Here is a 20199-nt window from a genome sequence, read left to right as displayed (position 1 = left end):
ACTCATAAGCTCCGTGGCTGAGTGTTAGTTGATTGGAAGGTTTTTTTACCCGCAGTCTTCAAATATAATGATCCATTTTGAAAATCGGCAGATAAATTTATCCGGCATGTTTCATTCCAAAGTTTATAAATTTCAAGCAGACCGTTTTGGGAGATTTTGTTCCGGTCACTTTTTTTCAAGCTGGAAATATCTCGTATTCCGGCCTTGTAGTTTAAGCGAGATGACTGTTTTATGACGGCAAGACCCTGGGGCATATCAAATATCTCCGGCTCTTTGGGAAAGAAAATATTGGAACCCTTTGTTCCAAAGAAGGGAAGTTTTTCCCAGTTTTTAACCGCCTGGATATGGAAGGGGATATCAAGCCTCCAAAAAAGTTTTCTGATAACGGTTTCCGACGACTCATGTTTGAAGGTTTCAAGGGTTAAGCAGGTGGAGGGTATCTTGTTTTGTAAGGCATAGCACCGGATCTTTTCGACGGTGTGAAAGGCCTGGATCATAAGTTCTATCCTGGTGTTTTGCCCCCACAGCGAGTTACACGATGCCCAAGTATGGAGAGGATCCCGACCGATTATCACCAGATGTATTCGATCCTTTGGCAACCCAGCTTTGAGAAGGATTTCCAGGGGATTGAAGGTGCATTCTGTCTGTGTATAAGGTCCCAGGGTCTCTTTTAAAAAAAGATCTTTGCATGGGATTTGGGGTAAAGTGCATGGATGATTTATACCTATCATCTTCCAGCGCAGGGTGTTTTTAATCTCCTGAAAATAGGAGGGGATGCCGACAGCCGCAAACACGCGCATCAGGGCTGTGGAACCGCTTCTTACAGTGGAGATGGCCAGGATAATCCTGGAAAAGGATGACAGATTGAGGTTGATCAGATCTATGACATCCTGGTTTAAAACAGGGTGTGTCTGGTAGCTTTTGGGTTTCATAATGATTTTGTTTTCGCACTATTCAAAATAAGTTTCAGTGGCTCGGCAGAATGCTTCATAGATATCCGGCAGGACAACCCCGCGTTTTAAGATGGCTGATTTACGCATGGCAATGATAAACTGCCGGTTGGGCACGATCGGAATCTCTGCCGGTGTAATATTTTTTTTAAGGATTTTTTCGGCCATATGTCCCGCTGTTTCTCCTTGTTCGTAAGGGGAGACCCCTATTGACAGCATACAGCCATCTTCCACATTGAACGGGTTGAGTCCGATAATCGGGACAGGGGAGTTTTTCTCGCTCCATGTCATCACTTCTTTCGGGGGCACCAGTTCATGATCTGTTTCAGATCTTGAAAGCTGACGGTAGTTGGTGATGAAGACATAATCGGTTTTGTCTGCGCTTGAAAGCACTTCCTCCTGCCACTGTGCATAATTTTCTGCGATGAATGAACCGGTATAAATCAGGGGGTTCCAGTCAAACTGGTCGATATATCTTTTATCGCCAAGTACCGAGCTGGATGAGTCGAGCAGGTATCGGATCCGTATTTTTTTTTCGGTGTGTTCAGGATTGTCTGCGTTTTTTTTCTTTTCGATAGCTGCAATAAGTTCTCTAAAAGCATGGCACGGTCGATTTTCCAGTATTCCGGTGACATTGGCAGCCTTGTCGTATCCGTAAGGCTCAATAGAACCGTTTATGCCGGCAAACACGATCTTGATCCTCGGGTGGTTAACGTAATATCTGCCTGCCAGTTCCTGAGCCAGATTATCGATGATGATCAGCACATCCGGCTCCCATTCCTTGATTTTTTTGCGTGCGATGATCCCCGCACGCTGGAGCCACATCCGGTCTTTGTGTTTTTTTGTACTCATGTAATGCCATAGAATGGAATAATCATGATACTTGTTAAGTTCCCGCCGGAGTCCCTTATCCACATTCCGGGTCCACGAGTAGCTGGTGTCGTAGCTATGCAGAACCATGATCCTTGGTTTTTTGGTGTTGAAAATGATGGCGGTCGTGACAAGAGCCAGCAGTAGGATGATACTCAAAACCAGGCTGATTTGTTGCGTCTTCATAAAATTCCTGTTCCGATCCAGAAGGGGATTGATGCATAGATGGCCAAAAGTTTGACGACAAGCAGCATGCCCCTGAAAAGAGAAATCTTTTGCTCACTGAATTCGGGTTTGTCTCCGCTTTTATCTTTGTACAGCCCAATATGAGGGGACTGATAATTAAAAAGAGATGTTTCTGAAATGATCAGAATGATAAAACCGATCAACCAGGGACTGATACCGCTGGCATCGGCAAGGGGCAGAAGAGCTGTTGCAAAGATGAAGTTGGTTGTCCCCATGGGTAGAAAAAAACGCGTGACCATGATCATGGCGCACAGCATCAGAATAAACATTTTGAAATCATTGCGCATGTATATTCCCAGCCAGTCGAGTCTGGCAATCAGCAGCCGGTCGATATGCAGGTGGTTCATGGTGGCGATAATTCCGATAACACTGCCCAGGAGAAACAGGAATCCCCAGTCGATTTTTGTTTTGAAATCTTTGGGCGAAAGAATCCCCAGAAACAGAAGGACAAGAAATACCGTAAAGGCGATAAACGGGATCTTGATCTTATGGAGGGTGGTGGTGCCTATGCCTACTGCCAGCAGGATGATGCAAAACAGGGCAAGCCATTCCCGCCATGAAACCGGTCCTAAGCGTTTAAGTTCATTGCATATCGAATTCCGGTTCACGGTGATTCTGCGGTAGGAACGAAAAAAGAGCCCGGATAGGATAAAGTAGCATACAAGCATGATCATGCCGGTTAATGAAGCGGCATAGGTCCATTGAAGAAATTGGAATGACCACTGGTCCTGGGCTGGGAGCAGTCCGAAGATAAACAGGTTGGCCGGGGCTCCGGTGAGAAAAACAGCCCCCAGATAGGTGATGCCGTCCAGGCCGCCTGTATAGAGCAGAGGGGCTGCTTGGTTGCGGTCTTCAGGTATCATGCTGTTGAACATGTTGCCCAGCACGGGAGCCGCGATAGCGGTCCGTCCGAGTATGGAGGGAACAATGGGTGTAAATAGAAGTCCGGTTAAGAACAGGGCGGCCTGATACCCGAAGGTGTTACGAGGAAGAAGTTTGATCATCCACAGGGTGTAGCGGTAAGTGAGACCCGATGAACTCACCACGACCCCCAGTCCCAGAACACTGAAGGTCAGTAGAAAACCGCCTGAAGAAAATCCTGAGAGGACAACGTTCTGGGGAGCAACATCGAAGAGCAGAATCAGCAGGACGGCAAACAGGGGGGCTATAAAGATGGCCAGAAGAGAAAAAATCCACATGATTAGAGAGATAGAAATAATGGAGATAAACATGGCGGTGTTGTTATCCAGCCCGTTTTTTCTGATGACAAAGAACAGGGCCGCTGGAACGAGGATAGCCATTATCCATCCAATGGGATTATCGGTTACCATAGAAGACATTTGATCATTTGTTTGGTCGGGCTTTGTTTGGGTCTGTAGTTTCATTGTGATTTAAATACTGCCTTTATAACAGTCTGATAGATTAATTTTATTGTTTTTATTTTTTAGGATGGCTTAAGGGATTTCCCCCTGCTTTATTTTCTTTACATATCCTAATATTGCGATGCCGACGATGACAAAGATGAGTAAAAATAAAATCAAATTCCCTTCCGCCAATTTTTTCCAGGACGGATCAAAATACAATAAGGAAAAAAAGACCCAAACAAACAGAAAGCAAACACTCATAAACCACCAGAAAAAATTCACAGATAAAACTCTTAACCTGCAGGAAAACGCACGAAACAAAGCGTAAAGCATAAAGATAGCCAACAGTAAATTAAACAGAATGCGAAATCCCCATCGGTGCAGGCTTACAAAATTTTGATAGCCGGAAATTGGTTTTGCACCGTCTTTGCGATAAAATTTTGTTAGATCAGCATTAACAACATCTGCCAGAATATCTTTATTTTCATCTTGTATTTTATTCCACGGCAAAATTTCCTTTACACAGGTCATAAGTTCCACGCCGCTACCCTCACTGACGGGGAGGGTCCAGAGGCCAATCCCCCCGAAATTATCTTCCATATATAATATGTCATCGATAAACTGTTGTTCATTGTCACCGGTGTGCTTTATGATCGGAATTGTTTTTCTAAGCATGTTCCTTCGCTTCATACCCGTAAAAGAGCTTTCTATATTTTCCCTCAGTGTTTTTTTAGTGTTTTTTGTGTTAGCCCCGATAAACACAAGGAAATGATCCACATCATTTTGATCGTTGTAATCATTTTCTTCTTTTTTTTGATCCGGGACAAATTCATCTAAAATGCCAAAGTCATAAAATCCATTATTACAATCATATTTAATATCATACAGGGACAGCATAATGTTCAAATGGTAATCCTGGCGCATTTTTTTAAATTCCGCTTTCAGCTTTTTGATAAATTTTATAAATAACTGCCAATCATGATCATCGTGCTTATATCCAGGATATCCTTTAAAATAAAGGGTTACACCGTCTACTATCGTGGGCGTCGGACTGCTGCCAAAGGAAACGTATGGTTTGATCTTGGAAAAAGTATGGGTCAATTTAGTATTAACTAATTTAACGATATTGGTAATGAGGTTGTCAAAAAGTTGGGACTTTTCTTGAGAGTTCAATTCAGTCCATTTTTCCCAGTCATCTTTCTGGATGACCACGTCCACCTTGGTTCTATGTTTGTGGGCTTTATGGACAAATTGGGCCTGTGCCGGCTCCAGATGCAAGCGCTCCTTAATATCGCCTTTATCATTAAAGGTCAGGGCATAATAACCGATTCTTGACAGCACACCAAAATCCAGCTGCTGCTCTTCACCCGCCATCCAGAACGGATAAAACCCGTATATGATGCCGGAAAGATCATCAAGTACGCAGCCACATGTCCCGTTGTTCCATTTTATTGATTTTGTTTCATCAAACGCGTATTTTTTTTTGGTTTTTTCTGCAATCAACTCTCTGTATTCACAAGACACGTCGATTTTTTCCTGCAGGGCGTTCAACAATAAGTTTTTGTTTGCATATTCAACATCTTTAATTGCTTTGAGCTGCTCTATTATGTCATTTTGTATCTCCAGTTCCTCCAGATCCTTTATGTCCTGTTCGTTTAACAGGTAGTACATCCCGGGTTCATTTTTTGTTTCATCGGGATCATCGCAATATCTTTGCAATGCATCTTTTGTCAAATCGCCCAATTTCCCATCTATTTTACACGGATCATAACCTTTTTTATCGAGCGTTATTTGAAGTGTTTTGATCATCTGACTGTCGAAGTCTTTTGATCCTTCTTCCGATAATAATCGGTCGCAATCAATTAATAATTGGTCGCAATCTGTTTGGGCTGCCTGACATACACAAACGACTCCAATACCTACCGTCAGAAATATCAAAATCGAAAATAAAGATACGCAGACCCCGCACCTTTCTATTTTTTTTAAAATAGATGGAATCATCATACTTTTCCCTAAACGGTTTCCTTTCTTTTTATGAGTTCTTCTGTGATGCCTTTTACCAGATCGCTGCGGCATGCAGCATTAAAGCCAAAGTCTTTGAGAGTGGTTTCAAACAGTCTGTAAATGTGGCGGAAAGAATAAGTCTTGTTTTCGGTTTTGTATCCGAATGCCGCTGAAGCCGTCAAGCAATCCGTTTCAGGCAGTTCCACCGTCCAAGGCCGGAATTGCAAACAGGCCGATGAGTTTCTTGCCGGGCTTCATTAAACAAAGCATCTATCGGGAATAATCTTGGATATCATCTATGCGTTTTGTGTTTTGGCAACCTCCTGAACAAAACCTCCAACAATCTCATTTATGTTGGCATGATTTTGATTGCCTTCTTCCATAAGTCTTTTGTGAATCTGCGATGCGTCCGCTGTGATTTTATTCTGATACCGTAATAATTTTTCATTATATTTATCAAGAAACTGTCTTTCGATGATGATCGGGTCAAGTACAGGGTCAGGTATTATCAGCGCCTGTACGGTTTCCACCAGGCGATTGAGTATGTTATAAACCAGGTTTGCAGAGAATCCTCCAAGCAGGGCAAGCGTAACCCGCAGCATCGCCTTTGATGACACACTATCTCCGGATGTTGCTGTGGTTTTTGCCATTCCCTCGCTGAGTTCACCAATGTCAAGGGGGATCAATTGAGTCAAAATAATGCCCGAGATCAATCCCACAATCAGACGAACCCAGTAAGAACTTTCATATTTCGGGTCAAATGTCCCGGAGGCTATATATGTATTGGCCTTGTATAGTATTGTAAAAGAAGCCCCAAGAGCGGCAGAAGCAAGCAAAATAGCCTGAACCATAAGCAATTTGCTGCCATTAAGCTCAAACATGCTTTTTACAACCTGCTCCCCGCTGATATCGCTTGACAGGCTTATGGCAATCAAGGACACCAGTGAAATTATTGCCACAAACATCATTTGACGAATAAGTGGAACCTTGCCCACGAAAAAAAACAGACTCTTTCTTGCGGTTTCATCGGCAATCAGTAAAATCGTTTGGGGTTTGGCAGGTTTGACTATTTCTGATAACTCATTATGAATGGTTGTCAGTACCTCGGCCTTTCCTGCAGCGTTTGTTATTTTGTCCGGCGTTTCTTCCTCTGATTTTTCCTCTGTCTTGCGCTGTTCAAATTTAAACTCTTCAAGCGCCCGGGCAATATCCGGGGAAACGTTTAATCCATTGGCAAAAGCATAGTCCAACATTGCAATACACTCTTTTTCAAGTTTGGTTACAAATTCAGCTTGACGAACATCTGAATTGCTCATGGTCTTCTCCTTTGTTATGTTTCTTCAGTAATCCCGGCAGGTTTTATACCAGGGTTTAAATTGCAGTTTTTTGTGGAGTCATCATCGATAGAAAGCTTTTGTTCTGTTTTTTTTATGCACAAACACTGTAAAATCATCTTCCAGATAATCTTCGACAACTTTTGTTGCTGAACTCAATGTTTGGCAAAAGTCGACAACAACGTTTTTATCGTGCCCGGTCAACAGGGGATGATCCGGGAATTTGTTCTTATCCAGCATATTAAAGCCAATGCCTTTGCGGGCTGTTTTAAACAGTCGGTCAATGGTGCGGAAAGAATAATGTTTGTCTTCGGTTTTGTATCCGAATGCCCCCGAGGCCAGCACATAATCCGTCTTTGGCAGTTCCATCCTGGAAAAATCACCGATCATAAAACAGGTATTTGCTCTGCAGGCAAAACTTTTGGCTGCGGTTTTGACAAACTCCGGCAGCAGGTCAATGCCCCTGTAAGTTACGCCTTTGAAACGGGCATCCAGAAACGTCAACAAATCTCCATAGCCACAGCCCGGATCCAGTATTTCACAATCATCAAGATTCCCGATGGATGCCAATACCTCAAAGCGTTTTTGCTGACTGTTGACATGCTTCCAACCCAGCGCGCCGGCAGAACCTGTCGCAAACCGCTCCTGCCGGTGGCGGTGAAAATGAATCAAGGTTGCTTTTTCGATCAGATGCATTGATTTAGGTTTCATTACCGTTTTTTTATTTTTGTTTCAAGGCTCGATCCGTTTTTTTTCAGATATCCAGGTTGTCCAGATGAAATATCCCGGCATCCCATTGACCGGCTCCATTTCAAATCGTTCAGGTTGTTCAACAAAAAGGAGATACTGTTGTCCGGTTCGAATATCAGTTTAAGCCGATATTGTCGATTATGGATTGTTTTTTCAATACGGATAATTTTTCCGGTTTCAGGATGCATTAAAGCCATGGCCGGTTGTTTTTTTTAAAAACTCTATTTTGGTTTAAATATGGGATATCGGGTATTACATCACTCAATTTTTCAATGGGTAAGTGTCTCATTCATACTTTCACAGAGGGTTCGGATGAAATTAAATAAGTTTACGTTATTAACGTTCTGAATAAATATCTGTTTTAATGGTGTTTATTTTATGTTATAGGCATTTTTTATCAGATACGGCACTTTTTTTAGCTCATTCGATTTAATGTTTTGATTAAACTATAGTTTAATCGCTTCAATAACCTCTCCATTAATACCTGATGCAACAACTAGTTGTTTGCCATCTGGCGAACAGATTAAAGACTTTACTTGAAGTTTAGTATGAATAACTTCAACCTTCTTGTCTATTTGTTTTAGATTAAAAGCAGTTATTACGTTCCCACTTCCAACATATAAGTTCCCATTTATGGCATGAAAAGTTATTCTGGGACGTGGCTCTGAGTCCGAAATTTTGAACTTTTTCTCAAGATTTAACGAAAAATCAAAAAGTAGAATTTCAGCCCCAATTAAAGAACAAGCTATTTTTGAATGACGAAAATCAATGGACAGTTCGAAGCATGAAAAAGCTTTTTCGAGGTGTTCTTGAACCACCGGACCGGATGTAAAATCAAAAATTTCAATCCTATCTGTTTTCACTTTTGCTAATTTATCCCCAATGGGTTGACACGATTGAACGCATCCAGTTTCATCAACTTCGAATATATCATAAGTAAGTTTATCAGTACTTTCATCGATAGTCCCATTCCACACTTTTAAGGGCGCTGTTGTAGCTTTATCTTCGATTAATTTAAGAGGGGATTCCATGACTTGAAAAAACAATTTGGTTCCAATAGAATTCCAAATAGCAAGATCAATTGATAAATGATCTTCATCAAGACCAACTTCACTACTCACTATTGATAATAGGTTGAACTTAGGGAGAATCAGTTGATTGGTGTTCAAATCATATTTATATACTCCTGCATGAAGCAATTGTGTGAATTCACTCTGATAAACAGGGCCTTTTTGGAACCCTGGCAAAATAATTAGCTTGGGATTGCTTATGGCACTTTCCCAGAGATAAAGGCGTCCTGTGGAAGCCGCAAAAATGTATTTACTATTATTGGAGATGGCCAAAATCTGTCCCCATCCGCCATTTAATTGAATCCTGGATTTGTTTTCTCTTGACATTTATTTTAGTTTAAAACAATATTTTTTTCAAAGGCATTTACACATAGGCTCTTATTGTTGGTTATTTCCGGAACTTTTTTGTTTTCGCTTAGAAGTTTTTGTCTCAGATGAAATAGTGTTCAAGTGAGTTCAATATCTCCTTTTTCAATAAATGCTGTTCCAACCCGATCACCGACATAGGTATACTCGATTGCCCACCAGTCATAGTTAGTTCCAACAATAAAGACCTCAGCATTTTTGGCAAGCTCACCAGCTTCGCCAGATCCTTTATCAGGCTTTTTATAGGCTTTGGTATTAGGGTCTTTTTTGATCTTACCTTTTTTGGTGACGGAGTCTATGTAGTGCTTGTTGCTGGCATCACCTTCTAATTTGATGTTTCCGGTTCTGGTATCAGGGCCACGGTCAAGGTCTATATCTGCGCCTATATCAAGAACAGGGGCCTGCTTTTTACCTATTTTGATGAGTATATCATCTTCGGTACTTAAGCCGTTGAGAAGAGCATTTACACCATCTCCAGGATCAAAAGCATCTTTACTCAAAGGAGGGTCCTGATCATCAAGGCGATCGGTCAGGAATTTTCTACAAGCAGCTTGGTTCTCTTTAATAACACCTAAAAGCGCCAGGGTAAGTTTACCTTTATCGCTTCCTCCGCTAGCTAACATAGCAGGTATCTTAGTAGCGATGTATGGTATATCTACAAACTCTTCTGCCGTAGAACAATCAAAATGAGTGCCCAGTTGATCGACGAACTCTTTGTTAGGCTTCACTGTTTTATCAATCATAATCCAGATCTGATAAAACACCAAAGGAATATAGTGTCTATTAGACCAATGATCAGCCGCTCTCATGCCTTTAAATAAGGCATCAGTCCAGACGCCAAGTTGCTTGCTATAAATAAAATGCCGGGGTTTACATTCTGTTTCGCTTTGCGCATGCGAGATCTCTCCTGCAAGCAATGACATGTATTTGATTATTTGGCCATCTTCCCAGGCATACCTTATTATCATATCATATAAGGTCTCGATAACTCGGTCCCTCCAATCTGTGGAGTTTTTAGCTATTCTCCTTCTCATAGCTGCCTTTAAGTTATCACGTTCGCTGTTTTTATCAGAGGCCCAACATTCTAATACTGCCCTCAGGGCACCGGTTGGTTCTGTTCCGTGCTCAGCATATTCTAATTTGGGAGCGGTTAACTTAGGATCTGAAGCACTAATAAGGTCTAAGCTATCCTGTGCATCCAACATATCTAGACGACCATGTGAAGCATTAGATCCACGTACGGTGACTTCGTTTGAATCTTTTGCTTTAGCACGGCTTTCCGCAAAACTCACAAGGTTGGCGTGGTTTTCGATGTATTTGCGAATAGCCTTTCTTACATCACCCACACTTGCTTGATTTAAATTGTCACCAATATAGTTGGAGTTTGTTAAGCAGGCGTTAAACATTATTCTGCGATGAGCTTGACGGGCGGGAAGGTCTGGTCCGAATATAGAGCCAAACCTTTGTCCAAGTGTGGGTTTGATATCCATGTTGTCCAAGATTTCGTCAAATAGCTCTTGAGCCTTGGCTTTGTCGTTTACGAGGTCTACAGCGTTTGAATCTTCTATCAGCTCTTCTTTCGCGTTCAACTCTCCACCGTTTTGTAATTTACCGGCTAGCTCAATGCTTTGAGCACCACCATGTCCAGCGATCATGACCTGATCTAATTTGTTGTTTTTTCCGTATTTGGCAGCAAGTGGCTGGATTTCTGATTTTACCGAATCTAAAGTTTCCTTACCCTCGATCATAATGGCGTGGATGTTACCATTGGTGACCACAGCTTCAAGTTTTGGGTCACGTACAAAGGCACCATTGTGGTCAATGGCGGTATGTAGTATTAGTGTTAAGGGTTTGGCTTTACTGGTATCTGCATAGTTAGCTCTCAGCTTATCAAGTGTTGCTTTTGTAAAACGGTGGTAGTTCCTGATTGCTATCGATAAATCACCGGCATCATAAGTTTTTGGATCTGCATTGTCCAATACTTGCATTTGTGTGTATCCTCTGAAGTCCCTTCCATTTTTAGATTGAAAAAGGGGAGTGGGGTTGACGTTGGTGTAGTAATCAACCAGGTCATCCGTCTTATCAACTTGAATGATTAAATTGAACTCAGTTTCCGGCATGGCACCTTTAAGGATTGTAGCACCAAAGGAGTCATTTAACTTTTTTAAGTTGCTTCCTATCTTTATGGCTTTGTCAACATCAGAGGTTCTGGCAATTTTAATTGGTGTTGATTGACTGACTGATCTGCTGTATATACCTATCTTTTCGAAAAACTCGCTTTCGTCCCCAACGATATCAGCTTGTGCTTTTAAATTCTCTATTGTCATACCTCCACATGGACCTAGGTTTCCGGCTCTTCCGAACATGAGCATTTCACGAACTGTTTTTCTTTCGGTGGCTGATATACTATCGCTGGCATGCCAGTCTACTTGCTCTTCTGCATAGTAGTGCATTGCAGATAGTGTCATAACCTTAAGCGCATTATAGTCTTTGTAACTGCTAACGGCCTCGGTGAGTCCTCCTTGGTTGTTATAATCATTTAAGCGTCCCTTTACATCACCGCCTGTCATGTGTTCGAGGAAGGTGTCCCATTCTCCTTCCACATCGGAACCGGACTTAGCCTTAACCCAAGCTGCTAGGTTGGCCTCCATTGTAGCACCAACAGCTGTTTTCGCTTCGTTATATGTAACACGTTGAACGGTGTTCGCTGTAGTGCTTTGAGAATTACAAGTAGGGATGGAGTCTGCATTGACTTTCATCTGCAGCGACTTAGCACCCATTATATCAGCTTCCTTTTCTAGACCAGCATCGTCGTTGATATTGACCTTTGATTTAAGCTGTTTAGTTGGTTTTACGCGGCCTTGTTTTTGTTGCACCACATGCCATGCCTCATGTGGTAAATGCTTTTCTTGTCCGGGCTCTAAATGAATATCTGTACCCTGTGCATAAGCATGAGCTTGCAGTTGAACAGGTTTGTCAGAGTTACGGTGTACTTTCACATCATCTAAGGACATCCCAGAGAGGTTTTCCATACCTGTTTTTAAATTATCCGGTAAGCCCGTTTTGTTTGCTTTTTTTTGGATGGGTTGTTGTTGAGCAGAATGGTTATCTGACATTGCCTGTAATTGAGCCACTTGTTTTGCTTGAGGACTGTCATTGGCCATGTCCTGAAAAGCTTTCAATTGCATTGCTATAGGGCTATTATTAGCCATCTCTTGCAGTTTTCTTTTTGCAACAGCCTCTGGCCTGTTATCAAAAAATTGAAAAGTAGACTTACCACCGCTCTGCATCTGAGAGTTCACAGCAGAAACTGCTTGGCTTTTATTCTCTTGTGTTTGATCAGCGTGCGTATTCATAATCTTTTCTTTTCAGTTTTGGTCAATTGCCTATAACAATTGGGCTAAAAAGCGTTTTAATGATTTTTAGGTTTTGTTATGGGCTATTTTAATAATTCTGCAAATGTAAGCCCCTGGTATGCAAAGTTGTAATTACCTAAATCGTCATTAACCCCTATCTTCAAAACCTCAGTAGCTACTTTCTTACCTTTTAGTTGATACTCTCCTTCAATACCGAAGGCAATTGGTTCTTTTGGTAATACATTAATTGACTGAACTATTACCATTGGTTTATCTCCAGAAATCTCCCCTTTTTTCCATATTTCTCTAAATAAATCACCAACACTAAGACTAATATTAATTGCATACTGCTTATCATCTGTAAACGGAATCCAATTAGTATTGTTCTCCGCAAAGTCAGGCATAGGATCTGTCCCTTCTTCCTTTGGTCCTTTAGGTATCAATTCAAGATACTCTTCGTCTTTTGGAAAACTCCGATACCATTGTTGAGTAGCTCGATGAAGTACTAACTCGCCTTTTAAGTACTTTTCTAACACTCCAAGTTCATTGGAAGACAGCTTGTGGTTAGGAGCTACAATGATTTGTGGATTTTTTAACAATATTTCGTCCACTCTACGTTGAGTTTTCAGTTCTTTTTCCTCCTTAGTTCCCACTGAAGAAGGTGTATTGCCTCGCTGAATTATGCTTTTACTTGAATTGTGAATTACATTATTTTCTTTTTTCTGAATAGGTTGGTAAAGAGAACGATTATCTACGAACCCAAAACCTTGGTTCACACCACTTTTCTTCTGAACAACAGTATTAGCAACCGCCCTACTTTTATTCTCTTTCGGTTTCTCTACTTGTGCATACATATCTCAAACCTTTTAAATTTGTTTTTTAGTGGTTGTTATAGGCTGTCTTCAGTTGCCTATAACAATTATAGTACCGGCATGTTATGGATTTTATTTTAGTTATATCATTGAAAAAGGTGTCTTTATTCTGCCGATCCGGGTGAATAAAGACACCTTTTTTTAAATATTCGGTTTTATCCGGCGGCTTTGCTGCCGAGGATGTCAGCCTCTTTTTCAAGGGAGGGATTGTCATTGACCTGCATTCCGTTGACCTGGGTGGTGGTGTTGACCCTTCCCTCAATGCCGTTTCCTTTTTTTAACGCCATTTAACGTAAATCACCCGATCCATCCAGGGATGCCTGATGGTTGAAAAACTCCAGGGGAGTGAATCCAAAAGCATGTCAAAGGTCTTGGATTCGACCTTAAGGCGCCAGCAATCGTTCCGGTCCAGGGTGAGTACACCATTCCGGGTGAGAAAAGATTCCCTGAACCCAGGAATGGAGGTGTTGCCGATGGCTTTCCAGTTCTGGATCATCCCTGAAATAAGGCTTTCTATGATTTCTTGTTCATGGGGCATTATTTGAAAAGGCTCATCCTTTGGCGTCTTGGGGGGGGCATTGCATAAAATCCTGTTCAATGCCAGCAATTGCCAGGGGGTGTCCGTTGTCCGGTCTGTCATGTATTGGAGAAGGCGAACTCCCCGGCGGGCAGCCTGGCTGTTTTTAAAGCGTAAATTTTCCATAAGCCCCAGGGACTTGAACAGTTGAGGAAGATAGGGGGCGGCAATGACCAGTCCGCAATTGCCCGGATACAGGGTTTCCATGACATCTTCTCTATTTTCCGGTTTTGGCATTTGCAGGGATTTGGGCCGGAGCAATGGACTTTTTTGGGGCAACCGGGGTGTTTTAATCTGATCAAGAGCTTTGCCAAGGCTGGATACAACCTTTATGGCCTCAATATATTCCTTCTTGGCCGATGGCGGGAAACGGCGTTGAGACAGGTTTTTTTCAATCCGGTCATAAAACGCCTTGGTACTGTATTTGGGTATTTTTTTTGCCATATGCTTAAGAAAACTATGAATAAAAACTGTTTCATCAAAGCAATGCAACAGGTTCTTTTCTCTGATGCTCATGAAGATTGCCTGCCATGCATTGGTTTCCATTTCTTGACCGTCACTTAATCCGCAGGCGCTGCCGATGCTTTTTTTCAAGATATTTGTATATCGCGTGATCAAGACAAAATCCCTGGGCCTTAACAGATATAGAATCCGGTTTAGCAGGGCAGGGCGCAGGGAGGTCATCAAAAGCACGATAAACTCCAAACGGTGCAGGTGCTTTTCAATAAAGCCATGAAGCAGAACAGGGTTTGCAGTCAGCAGGCCACTGATTTTTTCCTGGAAAATGCGGTTCCGGGAACTTGTCTTATCTCCTGGGGGCTCCGGCGTTTTTTCATCCAGTATCCGGTCAAAATCAATGGTATTATTTTGGAGCAGTTTTTCAAGGATGGCGGAATAATAGGCGGTTTTATTCTTTGCCTTTGTCTCAAATTTTTTAACCGCATTGATCAGGTAAGAGGTTTCATTTCCCTTTGCAGGCAGAATTTGGGTTAAAAAAGACATGACCAGAACCTGGGCGCTTTCTTTTTCATCCCTTGTTTTGCCGTCAAAAATCAAATCCGTCTCAAGGGCCAGGATAACATTTCCCAGTTGGTGCTTCACGGGATTTTGGGCCGGGCTTTTCTCAACAAAGGCTTTAAAAAGATCCACCTGTTTTTTATATTTAATGCCGGTGTGGCGGGCCAGTTGCCGGATAATTCCGGCCATAAAATTTTTCTTGTTAAATCCACCTGTTTTTTCATGGACAAGAAAATCAAGGACAAATTCATGCAAAAGACGTTTAAAAGCGGTTTCTCCCTGATCCAGGGCAGTGGTCTGTTTAAGGAAAAGACAGGATTCTTTTATGGCGGCGTCAATAAATTCGTACTGGAAGGGCTGGATCAGCCGGATCATGCTGGTGATACGCGTTTGGGAAAAAGAGGCTGCGATTTGTTTTCGCCTCCCGGCTTTTTTCAGGTAAAATCTTAAAAATGACACGGCATTGTCAAGGTTTTCAAACCCTTTTTCACCCAGCAGCTCAAGACCGGCCTTTATCCCTTTCAGCTCCAGCACCGCCTTTAAAAGATAATAATGTTCACGGTTTTTCCGCAGATCCAGGACCAGGCGGATGATCAGCTGGTTGAAAAAACGTTCCCGTTGGCCTGAAATCTTTGAATTTGCAGATACCTCCAGCAAAAGATGCCTGCAAAATTTTTGTTCTTCAAAAGGGGGTTCAAAACGCAATATTGCTTCCCATAACAAAAAATGTGCTGTTTTTTCAGAACCGGAAAAAAGCCGTGAATAATAGGCCTGGTTTAAAATGCCTGTATATTTTGTCATCACGGCATGCCTGCCCGGGTGCCGGATATTCAAAAGACTGCCAAGCATGGGGGGGGACAGAATACGGACCAGTTTTTTGACCGGGCCGGGAAAATTACGGTGCTGATCCAGAAACCCGGCAATGGATTTTGGATCGGTCATGATCAGGCGCTCTATGATTTGTGATGACTCTTTTTCAACCCGGCCGGTCTTGTCAAGAAGATAATTGAAAACAAGGTTTTTTTCACGTTGGTCCACCGGATCTTTTTGCCGTTCCGGGTCTTTTGTCTCCTGCTCAAGTTCCAGGAGAAATGCCAGGATCTCTTTTCTTAGCGGACTTTGATCTTTTACGGTCTCAAATACATGGATTAGTGAAAATAAAAAGTCACTGGTCCGGATATTATAGTGCCCGGAAATCTGCCGGATCACGCTGGATAAAAAAAATTTTTTATTGAACCGGCTTCCTTTTTCAATGAAAAGATAGGCCAGTATGAATTCCGCAACCTGTTTTTTAAAGTTGCCGGGATTGGCGGTACGCATGGTTTCCCAGGTCAAAAGGCGTTCCGGTCTGTCCAGAAAATAATCAATGAATCCATGGTTGAAGGGCTCAAAAAGAAGGATCAGTTCCCTGAGCCGTTCTTTGGGAAACAACCAGGCAATATGCTTGCGTACAAAAGGGTTTTTGCCCTGTTTTAAGAGCAGTTCCCTGGTTCGCCTGCCATGGGTGGCAATAAGGGGTATCCAGTATGGATCCATATCCTGGTGGCTGCCTGTTCTGATAATTTCAATGAGTTTGGCTGCCATAAAATCAAAAGATGACGGACGGGCTGTTTTTACGGACTGGATTTCCCGGCGTAAGGCATCCCAAAGACATGACCTTAATTTTGATGCCATCTCCTGTTCAAAATTTCGGCAATTGATTTTTCCAAGATCCACCAGCAGTTTTCTGATGCGTATATGATCATTGCCCGGGGATATTTCATCAAACACCTCTTCCATGACGCGTGCCAGATCATGCTGAATAAAACCATGCAGGTTTTGCTGATGCAATAGCGCATCCATTGGCCGTTCAAAATGGATGTCCGCAGTCATATGGTGTATGCGGTGGCGGGTGTTCATAGAAAACAGGTCGTACTTTTCCGGGATTTATGTTTTATGAGAAATCGGACAATCCTGTTGGCAAGTTTTTGGGTTTCAGGGCATGAATTTTTTTCAGCCTTCTTTTTTTCAAGCCAGTCATGGTAAAGGATTTCAAATTCAAGCATCTGCTGAAACCCAAGCCAGTAAAAATCAACGGCAATATGTGCCGGGGCATTGATACGCACGGTTTCCTCTGCCAGTTGCCTGAACCCTGGATTGGCACACCGGGCTGTCCAGGAAGGAAACACCGCACTGACCCTGAAAAAGAAAAAATCATCCGGTGTTTCAGACGGGCCCCGGGAAATATCCTCCGGCCTTAGCAGAAGATGCTCGACAAGGTGCATGCCCTCACTCATGATATTCAGGGTTTTGATAAAACAGCGCAAATGATTGGCTGATCTGATTGCCGAATCTCTATGCCTGTGCGACGACAAATAACACCACCTTGACTTGGCATGGGGTTTGAAAATGATCTGCCAGGTGTCGTCTGAAATCTGGCCGATCCTGTAATTATTAAAATCCAGCCCGTTTTTCATGGAAGATTCATTTAAAAAATGGCTTTTCAGAAAAATTATTTTTTTAAAAAGACTTTGTATGTCAGTGTCGTTCAGGTTTTTTTCCCGGTGCTTAAATTCTATTCTTTGAAACGGTGTTTCTATTCTTTCCGCAATGTCGCCGGGTGTGACATACTGAATTTCAACGGTTCCATGGTTGAGTTCGGAAAGGTTTGCATCGGGAATCAATTCCAGGCCGTGCCGGGTAAAGGCAATGGTCAGGGATCTTGAATGGTGGAGTTGAAAACCCAGCAGGATGCTTGTTTTTAATTTCAATCCCGCAATATTTTCCGTATTCCATGAGGTTTGCCTGTAGTTATAGCCGGATGCCCGTTTGCTGCTGATTTCGGGAAGATATGTCAGAAATTTGATTTTATTTTTGATAAACCAGCGGGCCAGGCCTCTTTCTGAATAATAATAGTTAAACGCCCCCAGCGAATTTTGGGTGAATTTTTCTCCGTAAAGGGCAAGCAGATAATCCAGAACACGGTTTCTTCGGTCATAAAAATTGTCGTATTGTTCAATGATCCGGTCCAGTTTTCGGCCGCATGCCTCCGGGCCGTCAACATAAAGTTGTTCAATCTCAGGAGCATTGGTATTGTCCAGCAACCTGGAAAAAGAGGTTCTGTCAAGATCAGGGTCCAGGGAAAAAATATCCGGAATATTTCCAAGGGTCTCAAGAAAATTGGCCATGGGTTGTTCAAAAAAAAGCAAATAGGCTTTTAACTGCTTTGCCTTTGCTTTTTCATTTTCAGGATAGGAGGGAGGAATGCCGAACCGGTTGATGCCGTATGAATTGGGAAACTGGTCCATAATGGAATGGTATTGTCCAAGATCCCTGAATCTGCCCGAAGGCAGTCGCCGGCTTTTGACAACTTCCTCCGTTGAAATCCCCAGCCTCCCATGGGTGGATTTCAGCCGTTCGTATTGCCGGGTCAATTCATTCAGGGAAATATCATATTGCCGAAGACGTTTGGACAGGGTCACAAAGATATGATCCTCTTCTTCAGGAAACTCAAGACAGAGGATTGAGCCGGATTCATCCTGTTTGATAATATCATAATATTTTTCATGGGTTTGGCAGTCTTCAAGAAAAAGCGAGTTCACACTGACTACCCCTTTAATAGACAGGATCAGGGCCGGCAGGTCGGAAATGTTGACAAAGGCCTGTTTCCGGGCGGCAGGGGTATCAGCCATAAACCCGTGTTCCAATAGCGGACCTGTGAAAAATTCATCCTGGGTTTTCCCTTGCTGAATAAGATCATCCCGGGAATTGTAAGTTATGCCCGGTGAAATGAGTGTTGCACATTGATCATATATTTGTGCCAGTATGTGGGCGGGATTACGATGTCCGGAAACCTCTATGTCGGCATAAAGTCTGCAATACCTGTTTTTAACCATATTAACATCGCTGATGTCTTCGCAAAGATTCCTGGATTTGCAGAACACCTGCTTAACAGATTTGATGAGGGCTTGCGTCTTTGCTTTTGACTGGGATATGTTTTTTTCCGCTCTTATTTTTATCCGGTAAAGACCGGAGATTTCACCGGATTTTTCCACCCATATGTTTTCTATCTCAGGCAGGGAATCAAGAATTAATTTTTCATAATCCAGAGGGGTCAGGGCCTGGTTGGGGAAAATCCTATGGGGCGCAAAAATGGCCTGATGCTCAAAATCAATTTTTCCGTCTTCACGGGTCAGGATATCGGCCACGTCAAAACCGGTTCGGTAAGCCAGTTCGGTCATGGCATAGCAAACCTGCTCTAAAATGGTAATGCCGGGATCATGGACATTATAGTCTGTCCAGACCTTTCCGCAAAGCTCCTGAATAAGTTTTATTCCTTCTTTCCGGAGGATTTCAAACAAGCGCTCTTCAGGCTTGTTTTTTTCAATGAATGATTGGTCAATCATTGGCAGCCTGCCCATGGGAGTTCAACGTATTTTCAAGGTGTGCTATAACCTTATGGACACTTTTGTAGGGCATCTGTCCAAGGGCCTGGATCATCAAATCAATTTCTTCTTTTACCAGTGCATATTCATAACAGGTGTTTGAGTCTCTGTTGAGCTGCGCTGTTTCATTGGTTGTGCGGTTAAGTTTTCCAATGAGTTCATATACATATTTAAAGGGCAGCTCTGACAATGCCTGGAAAATCTTTTGTCCGTCATCCACGGACAGGGGTATGGATATGAAATTATTTTTCATCTGCCAAGGTCTCCGTTTGCAGCCGACGATTTTTCATGAAATGGTCAAGCCAGAGTTCCGTTATCTGGTATTGGATGGCAAACCCATCTCCGTAGCAGCATTTTGTTTTTATCTTCAAAGCATAATTGTGTTGGCTGCCTTCCCACCAGAGCTTTATCCTGTTGCACCGGGAACCGTAATGGGCCTGGTGATCGACAATACAACCCTTGGATTGGAAGGTGTTCAAGGCAAAGGCATGTAGCAGTGCATATTGACCCGATTTTTCCTTTCCTCCTGCCCCTGCCATGATTTCAAATGCCCTGCAGCCGTCAAGACCCTCTATAATGGTGTGGGGTTTCCCGTCGGCAGGCACCTTCCCGTTCCTGTATTTGCCGATTCTTCCCTTGGATGCAATGGTTCCTTCCACATCCAGGTGGGTTTTCGGCTGATCAGTATTGATACCCACCTTTCCTGTGGGGTCAAGGGAAAGAACGGTTCCTTGTTTTCCCTTGAAAAGCAGACGATTGCCTGGATCAGCAAATTCAATGGACCAGATGGGGCTTTTTTTTTCAATGTCCCTGTAAAATCCGGCCAGGGTATCGGAATTGCCCAAAGAGGATATTTTGAGCCCTTCTTGTTTTGTTTTTTCAAACCCGTCATCAATGGTGTTCAGCATTGAATCAATTAAATAGGCAAATTCCTGTTCAGAAGGAAGGCTTCCTTTTTTAAAGTATTTTTTTAAGGTTTCTCTGTTTTTTTTATCCATG

Annotated in this window: 16 protein-coding genes; all 16 read right to left on the bottom strand. The window is 42.6% G+C overall.

The features are described from left to right. Nucleotides 1-2 precede the first annotated feature (2 nt). Complete coding sequence (locus tag BLT94_RS18860) at nucleotides 3-932, bottom strand: hypothetical protein (protein WP_092237593.1); 930 nt, start codon at nucleotides 930-932, stop codon at nucleotides 3-5. A gap of 18 nt (nucleotides 933-950) precedes the next feature. Then, nucleotides 951-2006: an ABC transporter substrate-binding protein gene (locus BLT94_RS18855; protein ID WP_092237590.1), complete on the bottom strand. Its 1056-nt coding sequence runs from the start codon at nucleotides 2004-2006 to the stop codon at nucleotides 951-953. Then, nucleotides 2003-3451 (bottom strand): SLC13 family permease, encoded by a 1449-nt coding sequence (locus BLT94_RS18850; RefSeq protein WP_092237588.1) that lies wholly within the window; start codon nucleotides 3449-3451, stop codon nucleotides 2003-2005. The genes BLT94_RS18855 and BLT94_RS18850 overlap by 4 nt, the downstream gene beginning before the upstream one ends. A gap of 69 nt (nucleotides 3452-3520) precedes the next feature. Beyond that, entirely contained in the window at nucleotides 3521-5434 is a 1914-nt protein-coding gene (locus BLT94_RS18845; RefSeq protein WP_092237585.1) for a peptidoglycan-binding domain-containing protein, read from the bottom strand. 8 nt (nucleotides 5435-5442) lie between these two features. Further along, nucleotides 5443-5661, bottom strand: coding sequence for a hypothetical protein (locus tag BLT94_RS18840; RefSeq protein WP_092237582.1), 219 nt, complete (start codon nucleotides 5659-5661; stop codon nucleotides 5443-5445). Nucleotides 5662-5730: 69 nt separating this feature from the next. Further along, nucleotides 5731-6750, bottom strand: a complete 1020-nt coding sequence (locus BLT94_RS18835; RefSeq protein WP_092237580.1) for a hypothetical protein — start codon at nucleotides 6748-6750, stop codon at nucleotides 5731-5733. Between the two features lie 81 nt (nucleotides 6751-6831). After that, a complete protein-coding gene (locus tag BLT94_RS18830; RefSeq protein ID WP_092237577.1) occupies nucleotides 6832-7479 on the bottom strand; it encodes a class I SAM-dependent methyltransferase in 648 nt (215 codons plus the stop codon). Then, the gene (locus tag BLT94_RS18825) at nucleotides 7479-7715 is read right to left on the bottom strand and encodes a hypothetical protein (RefSeq protein WP_139169072.1); all 237 of its coding nucleotides are present in this window, start codon (nucleotides 7713-7715) and stop codon (nucleotides 7479-7481) included. The genes BLT94_RS18830 and BLT94_RS18825 overlap by 1 nt, the downstream gene beginning before the upstream one ends. Nucleotides 7716-7964: 249 nt before the next feature. Further along, nucleotides 7965-8915: a hypothetical protein gene (locus BLT94_RS18820; RefSeq protein WP_139169071.1), complete on the bottom strand. Its 951-nt coding sequence runs from the start codon at nucleotides 8913-8915 to the stop codon at nucleotides 7965-7967. Nucleotides 8916-9034: 119 nt separating this feature from the next. Beyond that, nucleotides 9035-12310 (bottom strand): eCIS core domain-containing protein, encoded by a 3276-nt coding sequence (locus tag BLT94_RS22210; protein ID WP_217641252.1) that lies wholly within the window; start codon nucleotides 12308-12310, stop codon nucleotides 9035-9037. 83 nt (nucleotides 12311-12393) lie between these two features. Then, complete coding sequence (locus BLT94_RS18810; RefSeq protein WP_092237568.1) at nucleotides 12394-13164, bottom strand: hypothetical protein; 771 nt, start codon at nucleotides 13162-13164, stop codon at nucleotides 12394-12396. 173 nt (nucleotides 13165-13337) lie between these two features. Further along, nucleotides 13338-13469 (bottom strand): hypothetical protein, encoded by a 132-nt coding sequence (locus tag BLT94_RS22560; protein WP_281243411.1) that lies wholly within the window; start codon nucleotides 13467-13469, stop codon nucleotides 13338-13340. Next, entirely contained in the window at nucleotides 13460-16675 is a 3216-nt protein-coding gene (locus BLT94_RS18805) for a contractile injection system tape measure protein (protein ID WP_092237565.1), read from the bottom strand. The genes BLT94_RS22560 and BLT94_RS18805 overlap by 10 nt, the downstream gene beginning before the upstream one ends. Next, entirely contained in the window at nucleotides 16672-19161 is a 2490-nt protein-coding gene (locus BLT94_RS18800; RefSeq protein ID WP_092237563.1) for a hypothetical protein, read from the bottom strand. The genes BLT94_RS18805 and BLT94_RS18800 overlap by 4 nt, the downstream gene beginning before the upstream one ends. After that, nucleotides 19154-19453: a hypothetical protein gene (locus tag BLT94_RS18795; protein ID WP_092237560.1), complete on the bottom strand. Its 300-nt coding sequence runs from the start codon at nucleotides 19451-19453 to the stop codon at nucleotides 19154-19156. The genes BLT94_RS18800 and BLT94_RS18795 overlap by 8 nt, the downstream gene beginning before the upstream one ends. Beyond that, the gene (locus tag BLT94_RS18790; protein ID WP_092237557.1) at nucleotides 19443-20198 is read right to left on the bottom strand and encodes a hypothetical protein; all 756 of its coding nucleotides are present in this window, start codon (nucleotides 20196-20198) and stop codon (nucleotides 19443-19445) included. Before BLT94_RS18790 ends, BLT94_RS18795 begins: the two co-directional genes overlap by 11 nt. Nucleotide 20199 lies beyond the last annotated feature (1 nt).

Source organism: Desulfobacula phenolica (assembly GCF_900105645.1).
Taxonomy (GTDB): Bacteria; Desulfobacterota; Desulfobacteria; order Desulfobacterales; family Desulfobacteraceae; genus Desulfobacula; species Desulfobacula toluolica.
This window is presented reverse-complemented; position numbering and strand designations above follow the sequence as displayed.